This window comes from Sinorhizobium sp. 8-89, assembly GCF_030124325.1.
In the GTDB taxonomy this organism is placed as follows: Bacteria; Pseudomonadota; Alphaproteobacteria; order Rhizobiales; family Rhizobiaceae; genus Sinorhizobium.
This window is the reverse complement of record NZ_JASKLR010000003.1, coordinates 480904-493870: the sequence shown is the minus strand read 5'-3', so window position 1 is coordinate 493870 and position 12967 is coordinate 480904. Positions and strand designations below refer to the sequence as shown.

Sequence of the window (12967 nt, the reverse complement as noted above, 5' to 3'; positions counted from 1 at the left end):
TCCGCTCGTTTCAGAGTTAGACGCGGGATTACAGCGCTTCAACCGCTGCTGCGGCAGCGTCCATTTCCTCGTGCAGCTTGCGCTCCTCGTCCGCGTGCGGCTTGGTGAAGCGTGCGATGACGAGATAGGCGACCGGCGTGAGGTAGAGGGTCACGATCACCGCAAGGCCCAGCCCGCCGACGAGCACCCAACCGAGTGCGATGCGCGCCTCGGCCCCTGCCCCGCTCGCCAGAACCAGCGGTACAGCGCCGACGACGGTCGCGATCATCGTCATCATCACGGGTCTCAGGCGGATATTGGCGGCGTTCTCGATGGCGCTGCGCACATCCTGGCCGCGGTCGCGCAGCTGATTGGCAAACTCTACGATCAGGATGCCGTTCTTCGCCATGATGCCGACCAGCATGACGAGCCCGATCTGGCTGTAGATGTTCAGCGTGTTGCCGGTCACAATCATCGCGAAGACGGCGCAAGCGAGCCCGAGCGGCACCGTCGACATGATGATGACACCGCTGATGAAGCTTTCGAACTGTGCTGCGAGCACCAGGAAGATGATGACGATCGCAAAGCCGAAGGTGATGAACAGGCCATTGGCATTCTCGTCGAGCGTCGCGGCTTCGGCCAGCGGCATCACGCGCGATCCCGGTGGCAGCAGCGGTTCCGCCATCTCCTCCACCATCGACAGCGCCTCGCCGAGCGCCAGGTCCGATTTCAGGCCGGCCGAAAGCGACACGGCGCGAAGCTGTGACTCGCGCGAGAGCTGGGGCGCCACGGCCTTTTCCTCGATCGTCGCGATGGTCGACATAGGCACGATGCGGCCGTCGCGGGCCTTGACGAAGATGTTCTGCAGGTCCGTCGGGTCGTTGAGCGGCGTGGTCGACGAAAGCAGCTTGACCGGATAGGCATCGCCCTCGACGAAGATATCGACAACGCTGCTGCCGTCGAGCATCGCTTGAAGCGCCCAGGACAGGCCGCTGATGTCGACGCCGAGATCAGACGCGCGCTCGCGGTCGATCGTCACCGACAGTTGCGCCTGGTTGGCCTCGTAGTTGAGCCGCACGTTCTCGAAGCGGCCGGTGTCCTCGATCGCGCGAAGGAGCTTTGCCGCCGCGTCGCCGAGCTTCGTATAATCGTTGCCGACCAGCGCCACCTGGAGGCCGCTGCCGGCACCGCGAATACCGAGGCTGTTCGCCTGGATGGTGAAGGCGCGGACGGAAGGAATGGCCGCGGTCACCTTGTTTATGTCGGCGACGATCTGCTGCTGCGTGCGCTCCCGCTCCTCCCACGGGGCGAGCGTCAACACCATGAACCCGCTATTGGCCGAGCCGCCTTGCCCGGAGATCGAAAAGACGTTGCTGATCTCGCCGGACCGGACGAGCGGCTGAAGCCCCTCCTCGATGCGACGCATCTGGGCCTGCGCATATTCGAGCGAGACGCCCTGCGGCGCGTTGATCCTGAGCATGACCTGCGAACGGTCTTCGTTCGGCGTCAGCTCTGATTTGAGCGTCAGGAACCCTGCCGCGCCCGCCATGGTAAAGAAGGCAGCGACCACGAAAACAATGAGCGGGGCGTTGAGGCACGCGCGAAGCGTCGTGCGATAAAAGGCGGCAGCCCGCGCGCCGAAACGCTGCATCACACCCTCATGTGCGTGGGCCTCCTTCGTCAGCATGCGCGAGGCGAGCATGGGGCACAGCGTCAGCGACACGAAGGATGAAAGCAGGATTGAGAAGGCGAGCACGAAGCCGAATTCACGGAAAAGCCCGCCCGTCTGTCCCGGCAGGAACGAGAGAGGGACGAAAACGGCGGCAAGCGTCGCCGTCGTCGCCAGCACCGCGAAGAACACCTCGAGTGTGCCGTGCACGGCGGCAGCGCGGGGGCCAAGCCCTTCCGCCCGGCGCCGGACGATGTTTTCCAGGACCACGATGGCATCGTCCACGACGAGGCCGGTCGCCAGCACGATCGCCAGCAGCGTCAGGATATTGATCGAGAAACCGGCGAGATAGATCGCCGCGAGCGTGCCTATCAACGCGATCGGCATCGAAATCGCCGGTATCAGCGTCGCCCGCCAGTCGAGCAGGAAGAGATAGATGACGAAGGTGACGATGAAGACGGCGACGGCAAGCGCGATCTCGACCTCGTGGATTGCGCCGTTGATGAACACCGCATCATCGCTGGTGATCTTTAGTTCCGTCCCCTCGGGAAGGATGTCCGATGAGATCGTGGCGACCACGTTGCGCACGCCTTCGGAGATATCGACCGTGTTCGACTGGGCCTGGCGGATGATGCCGAGGCCGATGCCCTGCCGTCCATTGGAGCGCAGCGCGGTCGTGCCGGTGTCCGGGCCGAGCGTCACGGTCGCGACGTCGCGCAGCCGGACATTGTCGCCGAGAATGAGATTTTCGAACTGCTCGGGTGTCTGCAGGTCCGCCGTCGCGCGGACCGAGATGTCCTGGCTGGCGCTCGTCAGCGAACCGGCCGGCACGTCATAGGAGGCGTCGGCGAGCGCCTCGCGAAGATTGGCGACCGTGACGCCGCGTCCGGCGAGCTTCGCCTGATTGACGTCGATGCGGAAGATCTTTTCCTGCTCGCCGTATGCGGTGACGTCGGCGACGCCCTCGACAGCCGCCAGCCGATCGCTGATCTCGTTCTCGACGAGCAGCGTCATGTCCTCCATCGTCATGGTATCGGAGGTCAGCGCCAGGCGTATGATGGGCTGGCTGTCGGAGTCCGCCTTCACGATCCGCGGCTCCTCCGCGTCATCCGGCAACTGGCCCGCGATCCGGCCGAGTGCATCGCGGATATCGTTCGCCGCCTGGCCGATATCAGTGGTGTCGGAGAATTCGAGCGTCACGCGACTGCGCCCGAAGGAGGAGCTGGAGGAAATGCCCTTGATGCCCTGGACGCGCGAGACGGCCCCCTCGATCACCGAGGTCACCTCCCGGTCGATGGTCTCAGGCGATGCGCCTTCGAACTCGGTCGTCACCGACACGACAGGCTGGTCGACCTGCGGCAGTTCGCGAATTTCGATGCCGTTCCAGGCGGCAAGGCCTGCAACGACGATCAGCGTGTTGACCACCAGCGCGAAGATCGGCCGGCGGATGAAAAGCGCGGTAAAGCCGGTCTTTCCCCCCTGGCCTCCGCCCTTGCCGTGATGGCCGCCGATTCCGAGGTTCATTGCGCCTCTCCCGCGACCTTCTGCTGAGGATCGGGCCGGTTTTCACCGGCAATGCGCACCGCGCCGCCGTCGCGCAGGCGCTGCACGCCCTCGGTCACGATGCGGTCGCCCTCGGCAAGAGACGCGTCGACAAGCACCTTGTCCGGATTGCGCTGGATGATCTTGACCGGCACCCGCTCGCTGCGGTCACCGTTGACCCGCCAGATATAGGATCCTTCCGAGCTCCACTGGATCGCGAGCGGATCGACCGTCGGATAACGGTCCCCGTCGAAAGCCATGGTGACCGAGAAGGACATGCCTGCCCGCAGCATGTCATCGGGATTTTCGAGCCGCGCGCGGACTCTAAGCGTCCGGCTCGCCTGGTCGAGACGGTTGTCGATCGCGTGGATCACGCCTTCGAGCTGCCGCCCGGCTTGAGCGATCGCGTTCGCCATCACCGGCTGGCCGACGAAAATCTTGCTGGCGAAGCGTTCCGGCACCCAGAAATCGACAAGGATCTGCGAGCGGTCGTCCACCACCGCGATCGGCGTCGACGTCGTGACGTAGTCACCGACATTGACGGTGATGATGCCGACGACGCCCTTCGAGGGCGCGACGATATCGCGGCGTCTGAGATCGAGCTCTGCCGTTTTCAGCGCCAGTTCTGCCGCCTGAAGCGCGATTTCCGCGTCGCGGACCTCGACTGCCGTCACCGCCCGTGCCGTGCTGAGATTGCGATAGCGCTGCACCTTTTCCTGCGCGCTGTCGCGCGTGAGCCTCGCCTGCTCGGCGGCAATCCGCTGGTCATCGCTATCGAGCCTGGCGATCACCTGGCCCTCTGCGATCCTGTCGCCGGACCTTACCAGGATTTCGGTGAGATTGCCGGTCGCTGTCGGCGTCACGGTGACGGAGTGGATCGCTTCACCATTGCCGATGGCGTTGAGCCTGTCGTTGACGATCGCGCTTGCCGACGGCCTGACGACGACCAGCGCCGCATCCCCGAAGCCGCCCTGGCCACCCTGCCCGCGCCCGCCGTTGCGCCGTCCACCGCTTCCGCCTTCGCCATCCTGCGGCTTCGACAGTGCATCGATCAGCGGGTGCGAAACGCCGATGGCCGCCAGCGTTTCGCCCGCGCCGGGCGCGAAACGCACCCAGGCAACCGCGCCCACGGTGAGCACAACGAAGCTGACAGCCAGCTGCTTCCAAAGCCGCATTCACATCTCCAAATGAAAAGCACGCTCCAGCGCGGCCCGTGCCGGCGGAGCGTTCCGATATGCGCCCGAGTATCGTTATTTGCGTGCCTTCGGGCAATCTCGGAATGCCATCATTACGCAATTGTAATAAAAGCGAATTTGTTGGCGGCATGATGGCGCGCGCCATCAAGCAGCGATTGCAGGAGTTTTACTGGACAACCGATATTTACAGGCTTCGCGGCTGGGCTATGCTGTGTTCGGCCTCACCATTTCCGATCGGCTTCCTCGTTCAGCTCATTCTGGGAGAAGAACAATGTGCGATGCATGCGTCATGGAATCGGTAAAACAGCGAATGCTGTCGCGGCGCGGCTTTTTCCGCGCCGCCGCGGCCGGCACGGCGGGTATCGCCGCCGCCGGCATGGGAATAGCACCGCCGGCGCTTGCGGCCGGCCACACAAGCGTGACCGATCTCACCCATGAACTCTACGAGGAGTTCCCGACCTACTTCGGTCAGCAGCAGTTCTTCCGCGAGCAGAAGTTCAGCTACGCCAAGGAAAAGTTCAACCTCTTCGAACTCCGGGTGAACGAACATACTGGGACCCATGTCGATGCGCCGCTGCATTTCTCCGCCGACGGCATGTCGGTCGCAGAACTGCCGGTCGAGAAACTCGTGGTGCCGCTCTGCGTCGTCGATATCCGAGAGAAAGCGGCAGGCAATGCCGATGCGCAGATAACGCCCGACGACATCAAGGCATGGATCGGCGTCAATGGCGACATCCCGGAAAACGCCTGCGTCGCCATGCTTTCCGGCTGGGCCGGCCATCTCGGAACCGATAAGTTCCGCAATGCCGACGCCGAAGGCAAGCTCCATTTCCCGGGCTTCCACGTAGAGGCTGCCAAGTTCCTGCTCGAAGAAACGCAGGCCGCCGGCATCGCCGTCGATACGCTTTCGCTCGATTTCGGCGCCTCGCCGGATTTCGCCACCCATTATGCCTGGCTGCCGCAAGGCCGCTGGGGGCTCGAGGCCGCGGCCAATCTCGACAAGTTGCCGGTCAAGGGCGCGACCCTGGTGCTCGGTGCACCGAAGCACCGCGGCGGCACCGGCGGCCCGGCCCGGGTCTTCGCCCTCGTCTGACAACCGGTCGCGCAAACGCAATGTAAGCTCGGAGAGAAAGCATGAGCACTGTCGTCCCGCCGCCCGATCCAGAAGCCGACCCGCGCATAAAGGCGGTCTTCGACGACATCCGCGTCACGCGGAAATCGGATTTCATCAACAATATGTGGCTCTGGCTCGCCTTCGACATGGAGCTCCTGGAACGAACCTGGGCGGAAGTGAAGGCGGTGATGGCGACACCCTCCGCCCTCGATCCGCTGGTGAAGGAAATGCTCTATATCGCCGTTTCCGTAACCAACGGCTGCGGCTACTGCATCCACTCCCACACGGCAGCGGCCAAGGCCAAGGGCATGACAGAGGCGCAGCACACCGATCTCCTGCGCGTCATCTCGCTTGCCGCCAAGACCAATCAGTTGGCAACAGCGCTGCAGGTCCCGGTCGATCCAGCGTTCGATGCGGCAGGCGAAAATTGATGACTGCGGATGCAGCAAAACGCCACTACATGTGTCCCCAATCGGAATCGATTAGGGACAGAAACATGCTGCAATTCAAAGAGCTACAGCGATCTTTTGTGCTTCTGAAAAGAAGCACGGCGCTGTAGTCTTTCCACAGGCTTGCTCTCGCGCTTGAAGAATCCGGAATAAAAGAGGAACATCCTTTCTGGCCTTTCGGTCCCGAATCACTACATTGGGCCGCATGACCAAAGGTTTTGACGACATTCCCTTCTTCGACGAGGAGCCGGCGCCGCGCAAACCCGCCGCCGCCGGCGGTATCGCCGCGCGCGCCATGGCCGCCCGCGACAAGGCCAAGCGTCCGGACTACCTCTCCGGCCTCAATCCCGAGCAGACCGAGGCTGTCGAGACGCTCGAAGGCCCTGTGCTCGTGCTCGCTGGTGCCGGTACCGGCAAGACCCGCGTTCTGACGACCCGCATCGCCCATATCCTTTCGACCGGCCGCGCCTTCCCCTCGCAGATCCTCGCAGTCACCTTCACCAACAAGGCCGCGCGCGAGATGAAGGAGCGTATCGGCGTGCTCGTCGGCCATGCGGTCGAAGGCATGCCCTGGCTCGGCACCTTCCACTCGATCGGCGTCAAGCTCCTGCGCCGCCATGCGGAGTTGGTCGGCTTAAGGTCGGATTTCACCATCCTCGACACAGACGATGTCGTGCGGCTGATCAAGCAGCTCATCCAGGCTGAAGGGCTCGACGACAAGCGGTGGCCGGCAAAACAATTCGCCGGCATGATCGACACCTGGAAGAACAAGGGCCTCGACCCCTCGCAGATTCCGGAAGGCGACGCCCGCGCCTTCGCCAACGGCAAGGGCCGCGAACTCTACGCCGCCTACCAGAACCGGCTCCTGACGCTCAACGCCTGCGATTTCGGCGACCTGCTGCTGCACCCGATCCGGATGTTCCGCGCCAATCCGGACGTGCTCCGGGAATATCACGGCAAATTCCGCTACATCCTCGTCGACGAATACCAGGACACCAACACTGCGCAGTATATGTGGCTGCGGCTCTTGGCGCAGCGTCCGCAGGGCAAGGCTGCCGTCGCGAGGGCCGCGCCCGCTGGCGAAGCCCGAGCCAGCCAGGGCTGGCCGGACGACGTTTCGTCCGCCCCCGCGGAGCGCAGCCGTGCTAGCGGCGACAGCGCGAGCGCAAACAAACAGCAGCAGATAAACATCTGCTGCGTCGGCGACGACGATCAGTCGATCTATGGCTGGCGCGGGGCGGAGGTGGACAACATCCTCCGCTTCGAGAAAGACTTCCCCGGCGCCAGGGTCATCAAGCTCGAGCGCAACTACCGCTCGACCGAACATATCCTCGGCGCCGCCGCGCATCTGATCGCCCATAACGAAGGCCGGCTCGGCAAGACGCTCTTCACCGAGCGCACCAATCCGGACGACGAGAAGGTGCATGTGCATGCCGCCTGGGATTCCGAAGAGGAAGCCCGCGCCGTCGGCGAGGAGATAGAACAGCTCCAGCGACAGAAGCATAACCTGAATGACATCGCGATCCTGGTGCGCGCCTCGTTCCAGATGCGCGAATTCGAAGACCGCTTCGTCACCCTCGGCCTCAACTATCGCGTCATCGGCGGCCCGCGCTTCTACGAGCGGCTCGAAATCCGTGACGCCATGGCCTATTTCCGCCTCGTCTGCCAGCCGGCCGATGACCTCGCCTTCGAGCGCATCGTCAACACGCCGAAGCGCGGTCTGGGCGACACCACGGTGCGCACGCTGCACGACTATGCCCGCGCCCGTGACATCCCGATGCTCGCCGCCGCGACCGAGATCATCGAGACCGACGAGTTGAAGCCGAAGGCGCGCAAGGCGCTCTTCGACGTCGTCACCGATTTCCGCCGGTGGCAGACGCTGCTCGAAACGACGCCGCACACCGAACTCGCCGAGCAGATCCTCGACGAGAGCGGCTACACCGCCATGTGGCAGGCCGACAAGTCGGCGGAAGCCCCGGGGCGGTTGGAAAACCTGAAGGAACTCATCCGCTCGATGGAGGCCTTCGAGTCGATGCGCGGCTTCCTGGAACATGTCGCGCTCGTCATGGACGCCGAGCAGAACGAAGACATGGATGCCGTCTCGATCATGACGCTGCATTCGGCCAAGGGCCTGGAGTTCGACACGGTGTTCCTGCCGGGCTGGGAGGAAGGCCTCTTCCCCCACCAGCGCGCGCTCGACGAGGGCGGCCGCGCCGGCCTTGAGGAAGAACGCCGCCTCGCCTATGTCGGCATCACCCGCGCCAAGCGCCGCTGTCATATCTGGTTCGTCTCGAACCGCCGCATCCACGGCCTCTGGCAATCCACGATGCCTTCGCGTTTCCTCGACGAACTGCCGATCGACCATGTGGAAGTCGCCGAGCAGGACGTCTCCTACGGCGGCTACGGACGCGGCGGCTATGGCCAATCGCGTTTCGACAAGGCCGATCCCTTCGAGAACTCCTATCAGACCCCCGGCTGGAAGCGGGCCCAGCAGCACCGCTCGGAGGCCACCCGCGACAATTGGGGCACCCGCTCCGGCCACGCCGTCGAGCGTATCGGCTACGGCGAGTCCGGCCCCCGCACCCGCATGATCGAAGGCGAATTGGTCGCCAAGTCGACGACCTCTGAGCCCTCCCGCTTCAACATCGGCGACCGCGTCTTCCACCTCAAATTCGGCAACGGCAACATCGCCGCGATCGAAGGCAACAAACTGACAATCGACTTCGATCGAGCCGGACAGAAGCGCGTGCTGGATGGGTTTGTCGAGCGGGTGTGATCAAGCCGATCCGTCCTTCACATTGGACGGATCACGGCGGCATCAAACGCAACGCTCGGCCATTCACCGCGCCGATGCGCCGTGGCTTGGTGCCGCCGATTCCACCGTTACGATCTGCACAGGGGGCACTCAAATCATCATCTTGTACATGACGAAGCCGGACTTCTGCGCCACCTGGTCGTAAAGCCGCATCGCCTTGACGTTGCTCTCGTGCGTCAACCAGTAGACGCGCGATGATCCTGCCCGTCGCGCTGCGTCAAAGACACCGTTGATCAGCGCCTGGCCGACGCCTTTGCCGCGCGCGGCATCGTTGATGAAGAGATCCTGGAGATAGCAATTCGGCTGGATCGAGGTGGTGCTGCGGTGAAAGACATAATGCGTCAGCCCGATCAGCCGGCCCTTGCTTTCGGCAACCAGCGCATGCATCGGTTCATAGGCATCGAAGAAGCGCGACCAGGTCATGAGCGTGATGTCCGACGTGAGCGCGGTTTCGCCCAAGCGGCCGTAGAAGGCGTTGTAGCCTTCCCAAAGCGGCAGCCATCGATCGTAGTCACTGCGCACGACGGGCCGGATGGATAGGTCTTCGGTCATTTTTTCGAACCTACGGAAAAGGCCCTGCAGAGGGCGAGAGGATAAACCCTGGCACCGATCCGGTCTATGCGGCGGTGGGATGCCCTCTCATCGCCCCGACAATCTCCTCCACGTCGCTGAGGATGGCGTCACCCATATAAGCGATGTTGTCGAAGGATCGCTCGGCCGCCTCCTGATGCCCCGCTCCGCAGGCGTCGCGGATGACGATCGGAACGAAGCCGAGGTCCGCGCCGTGGCGCACGGTCGGATCGATGCCGATCTCGGTAGCGATACCGCAGATCGCGAAGGATGTTATGCCGAGATCACGCAGGATGATCGAGAGCGGCGTGCCTTCGAAGGCCGAAAAGGTGATCTTGTCGAGGATGGCCTCGTTTTCGCGGGGCGCTAGTTCGGGAACGATTTCGAAGCCTGGCGTGCCACGCAGGAACCAGGGCGTGACCGCGTCTGGATCGTCCGTGCCCTGCCAGGCCATCGCCTGACGAAGCTGGAACGCGCCCATCAATTCGCGCGGCATCGACATGTGCCGCAGGAAAATGACCGGATAGCCGCCGTCGCGGGCGGCCTCGATGACCTTCAGGACCTTGGCAGTGATCTCCGCACCGTCCTTGACCTGCTGGACGATGCCGGCCTGCATGTCATAGACGACGAGCGCCATCCGGTGCGGACGACAAAAATCCCGCAACGTTCTTCCAATTCCAAGTCCAGCGATCATCAGCCTCTCCTCTCCTTTGTCAAAGACATGAGGCGGGCGTTCGAAAATTCAAGCTGGACCACAGCGCCGCGCGTCCTGTCAGACGCGCAAAAACTGTAACACTTTGGACTGCTGCATGTGTTTGTTCTTACGGCTACGATATGCGGCGGGACGGAATGTCGTCGCGGCCGGACGATCTTGTCCTGCCGGAAGCTCACGGGCCATCGCCCCTCGCCTCCTTCAGGAGCGCAACCACCTCCGCGTCCGTCGTCTGCTCGAAATCGTCGTAATAGATGCTGACCGCATGGAACGGGCTGGGGCTCGCAAGACAGACGATCCGATCGACCTGCCGGCGCAGGCTGGCGACGGCGCTCGGCGGCGCAACCGGAACGGCGAGCATCAGGGCCGCAGCGCCCTCCTGCCGCAGCGCCTGGATTGCCGCCTTGGCGGTCCCGCCGGTGGCGATACCGTCATCGACGAGAACGACGTTGCGTCCCTTCGGCGAAAGGCGCGGCCGGTCGCCGACGTAGAGCGCCCGGCGACGCGTAAGTTCAAGCCGCTGGCGCTCGGTTTCCGCCTTCACATAGGCTTCGGGTGGACGCACGAGGCGCATCGCCTCCTCGTTCAGCACGAGTTGCGGCTCTTCGCCGTCGACGAGAGCGCCGAGGCCGAACTCGGAATGCCCGGGCGCACCGACCTTGCGCACGATCAGGAGTTCGAGCGGCGCGCCGAGATAGGCGGCGACCTCGAAGGCCACCGGAACGCCGCCGCGCGGCAGCGCCATCACCACGGGATCGGCAAAGCCTTCGCGCTCGATTGCGCGAGCGAGCTTTCGGCCCGCATCGACCCTGTCCGCAAAAGGTATGCTTTCACCGGACATGGCACCCGCTCCTTTCGGCCCTTCCGCTTCGGCTCTCCCCTTCCGCAAGGACAACCGCATCGCGGTCAACCAATCGCTAAAATTGCATCAAAATTCGCCGGCTTTCGTTAATGCGCCACAGGTACCAATGACGTCCATATTGGCTGGAACGCAAGCCGCCTTTCTATTTTAGCACAGGCCGTTTCGAAATGAGCTTTCTCCCTGCCATATCGTTCATTGCGCTTTTGCTGGTTCTGCCGGTTCTTTTGTCGCTGCGGCGCTCGACAGTCGCCGGGGTGCAGTTCTTTTGCCTGGCCTGTGCACTCTCGGCGCTCGCAATAGCGTCCATGATGGCGGCGGAAATAACCCGGGCCTTCCTTCCCGCCATGCTCGGCTACGCCACGCTGATATCCGCGAGCCTCTTCATCCTTCTGGGATTCCGCGGCTTCCTCGCGCTGTCGGCCCCTGCCTCCCTCTTCCCGGCACTGGCACTCGCGGCTGGCGCGGTTGGTCTGGTTGTCTCGTTGAATGGCTACGGTGGGCTCGGCGCCCGCGTGCTGATTGCCGCAGGTACTAATTCTGCCCTTCTCCTCGTTGCCGGTCTCGCCATGCTCGATCGCTGGCCGAAGGCGCACCCTCTGAGCCACGCGGTCATCGTCGCCTCCACCGCGATCGGCTGCGCGGCTGTCGTCTATGCGCTTGGCCCCTGGCATCAGAAGGCAGCGGGTGCTTCCGCTTCCCATGCAGCGATCGCCTTCGAATTCGGGCTTGCCGCGATGCGGGTCGCTTTTCTGCCGCTCCTGTTTCTCGCCGTGATCCTCACGGTCCAGAGCCGCGTGATCGCCAATCTCAGGATCACCATCGCCCGCGACGGACTGACCGGTGCCCTGTCGCGCGGGGCGCTGATCGAGGCGGGAGAGCGGATTTTCGTGGATTGCCTGACCCGGCGCCGGCCGCTTGCCTTCCTGCTGCTAGACCTCGATTATTTCAAGCAGATCAATGATCACTACGGCCACGCCTGCGGCGACATCGCGCTCACCCATTTCGCCGAGACGGTATCTGCCTTCCTCGATGGCCGCGGTGCCTTTGGCCGGATCGGAGGCGAGGAGTTCGGCCTGATCCTGCCCGACCACACGGAAGAGCAGGCGACGGCGCTCGCCGAGGCAATCTGCCGGACCGTGCGTGAAACGCCGGTCGGCCGCGTCCACCAGCGCATCCGGCTGACCGTCAGCATCGGCATCGCGGCCGCAGCGCCGGGCGATACGATTACCGACGTGATGATCCGCGCCGATCTGGCGCTTTACGATTCAAAGGCGGATGGCCGCGACCGCTGTACGATCGCTAGGCAGCGCCAGATCGACGCCAGCGCCCGCGCACTCGCGGCAGCGGCGGCGCAGTTGCGCCAGTCCGATATCCCGGAGCGGGAAAGTGTTGCTCCGCGCCGCATGACGCGCCGGCATCGATCCTGACATTCAAGCCCTGCCGCCTGCTTTGGCAGGCAGCTGCGGGCCGCACCTTCGCCTTGTTTTGCCGCGTCCGCCACCTATCTCAACGCTGCAATCCATCGGAGAATATTCATGTTCCGCCCCATCCGCATCCTGCTCCTTGCCGCCCTGGCCGCCTGTGCCATAGCGTCCCTCCCCGCGCGCGCCGAAACGGTCGGCGAAGTGGGCGTCGACTGGCTCGGCAACGACATCAAGATCGACGCCGTCCGTGACCCAAAGGTCAACGGTGTCACCTGCCACGTCACCTATTTCGACCGCAGCGTGATCGACCGCCTGAAGAACGGCAACTGGTTCGAAGATCCCTCCAACAATTCGATCGCCTGCCGGCAGACAGGGCCGATCACCATCGGCGACATCAACCTGTCCAGGGATGGAGAAGAGGTCTTCCGCTCCGGTCTGTCGCTGATCTGGAAGGATCTCCTGGTGACCCGCATCTACGACAAGGCCAATGACACGCTGATCTACCTCGCGCATTCGCGACAATTGACGGACGGATCGGCCAAGATGTCGATCACCACCGTTCCGCTCTTTGGCCAGACGGTCACCTGGGAGAATGGGCGCCCGCAGTAGCCCGCTCAAAGGCAATGGCGCTCAAA

Annotated in this window: 11 protein-coding genes; 6 read left to right on the top strand and 5 right to left on the bottom strand. The window is 63.6% G+C overall.

The window, feature by feature from the left end; translation table 11 throughout:
• Positions 1-28: 28 nt before the first annotated feature.
• Both QN219_RS09635 and QN219_RS09630 read right to left on the bottom strand, forming a co-directional pair.
• On the bottom strand, positions 29-3172 hold the full coding sequence (locus QN219_RS09635) for an efflux RND transporter permease subunit (protein ID WP_283999397.1): 3144 nt from the start codon (positions 3170-3172) through the stop codon (positions 29-31).
• On the bottom strand, positions 3169-4365 hold the full coding sequence (locus QN219_RS09630; RefSeq protein ID WP_283999396.1) for an efflux RND transporter periplasmic adaptor subunit: 1197 nt from the start codon (positions 4363-4365) through the stop codon (positions 3169-3171). Before QN219_RS09630 ends, QN219_RS09635 begins: the two co-directional genes overlap by 4 nt.
• Positions 4366-4424: 59 nt before the next feature.
• On the opposite strand from QN219_RS09630, the gene QN219_RS09625 reads away from it, so the two are divergent.
• The 4 genes from QN219_RS09625 to QN219_RS09610 all read left to right on the top strand — a co-directional run bounded on the left by QN219_RS09625 (position 4425) and on the right by QN219_RS09610 (position 8725).
• Positions 4425-4688, top strand: a complete 264-nt coding sequence (locus QN219_RS09625) for a hypothetical protein (protein ID WP_283999395.1) — start codon at positions 4425-4427, stop codon at positions 4686-4688.
• Positions 4658-5479, top strand: coding sequence for a cyclase family protein (locus QN219_RS09620; protein ID WP_283999394.1), 822 nt, complete (start codon positions 4658-4660; stop codon positions 5477-5479). Before QN219_RS09625 ends, QN219_RS09620 begins: the two co-directional genes overlap by 31 nt.
• A gap of 41 nt (positions 5480-5520) precedes the next feature.
• On the top strand, positions 5521-5931 hold the full coding sequence (locus QN219_RS09615; RefSeq protein WP_283999393.1) for a carboxymuconolactone decarboxylase family protein: 411 nt from the start codon (positions 5521-5523) through the stop codon (positions 5929-5931).
• 223 nt (positions 5932-6154) lie between these two features.
• Positions 6155-8725, top strand: coding sequence for a UvrD-helicase domain-containing protein (locus QN219_RS09610; RefSeq protein ID WP_283999392.1), 2571 nt, complete (start codon positions 6155-6157; stop codon positions 8723-8725).
• A gap of 129 nt (positions 8726-8854) precedes the next feature.
• On the opposite strand, the gene QN219_RS09605 is transcribed toward QN219_RS09610, so the two are convergent.
• The 3 genes from QN219_RS09605 to QN219_RS09595 form a co-directional block, all read right to left on the bottom strand.
• Complete coding sequence (locus QN219_RS09605) at positions 8855-9316, bottom strand: GNAT family N-acetyltransferase (RefSeq protein WP_283999391.1); 462 nt, start codon at positions 9314-9316, stop codon at positions 8855-8857.
• Between the two features lie 64 nt (positions 9317-9380).
• A complete protein-coding gene (locus QN219_RS09600; RefSeq protein WP_283999389.1) occupies positions 9381-10028 on the bottom strand; it encodes a cysteine hydrolase in 648 nt (215 codons plus the stop codon).
• A 193-nt stretch (positions 10029-10221) separates the two neighbouring features.
• Positions 10222-10887 (bottom strand): phosphoribosyltransferase, encoded by a 666-nt coding sequence (locus QN219_RS09595; protein WP_283999388.1) that lies wholly within the window; start codon positions 10885-10887, stop codon positions 10222-10224.
• A gap of 188 nt (positions 10888-11075) precedes the next feature.
• On the opposite strand from QN219_RS09595, the gene QN219_RS09590 reads away from it, so the two are divergent.
• Together QN219_RS09590 and QN219_RS09585 are read left to right on the top strand one after the other, a co-directional pair.
• On the top strand, positions 11076-12335 hold the full coding sequence (locus QN219_RS09590) for a GGDEF domain-containing protein (RefSeq protein WP_283999387.1): 1260 nt from the start codon (positions 11076-11078) through the stop codon (positions 12333-12335).
• A gap of 108 nt (positions 12336-12443) precedes the next feature.
• A complete protein-coding gene (locus QN219_RS09585; protein ID WP_283999386.1) occupies positions 12444-12941 on the top strand; it encodes a CreA family protein in 498 nt (165 codons plus the stop codon).
• Positions 12942-12967: the final 26 nt, after the last annotated feature.

Coding starts and splice junctions, on each gene's coding strand:
- QN219_RS09630 (WP_283999396.1), bottom strand. CDS start 4,365: ATGCGGCTTTGGAAGCAGCTGGCTGTCAGCTTCGTTGTGCTCACCGTG.
- QN219_RS09595 (WP_283999388.1), bottom strand. CDS start 10,887: ATGTCCGGTGAAAGCATACCTTTTGCGGACAGGGTCGATGCGGGCCGA.
- QN219_RS09590 (WP_283999387.1), top strand. CDS start 11,076: ATGAGCTTTCTCCCTGCCATATCGTTCATTGCGCTTTTGCTGGTTCTG.
- QN219_RS09585 (WP_283999386.1), top strand. CDS start 12,444: ATGTTCCGCCCCATCCGCATCCTGCTCCTTGCCGCCCTGGCCGCCTGT.
- QN219_RS09605 (WP_283999391.1), bottom strand. CDS start 9,316: ATGACCGAAGACCTATCCATCCGGCCCGTCGTGCGCAGTGACTACGAT.
- QN219_RS09620 (WP_283999394.1), top strand. CDS start 4,658: ATGTGCGATGCATGCGTCATGGAATCGGTAAAACAGCGAATGCTGTCG.
- QN219_RS09625 (WP_283999395.1), top strand. CDS start 4,425: ATGCGCCCGAGTATCGTTATTTGCGTGCCTTCGGGCAATCTCGGAATG.
- QN219_RS09600 (WP_283999389.1), bottom strand. CDS start 10,028: ATGATCGCTGGACTTGGAATTGGAAGAACGTTGCGGGATTTTTGTCGT.
- QN219_RS09615 (WP_283999393.1), top strand. CDS start 5,521: ATGAGCACTGTCGTCCCGCCGCCCGATCCAGAAGCCGACCCGCGCATA.
- QN219_RS09610 (WP_283999392.1), top strand. CDS start 6,155: ATGACCAAAGGTTTTGACGACATTCCCTTCTTCGACGAGGAGCCGGCG.
- QN219_RS09635 (WP_283999397.1), bottom strand. CDS start 3,172: ATGAACCTCGGAATCGGCGGCCATCACGGCAAGGGCGGAGGCCAGGGG.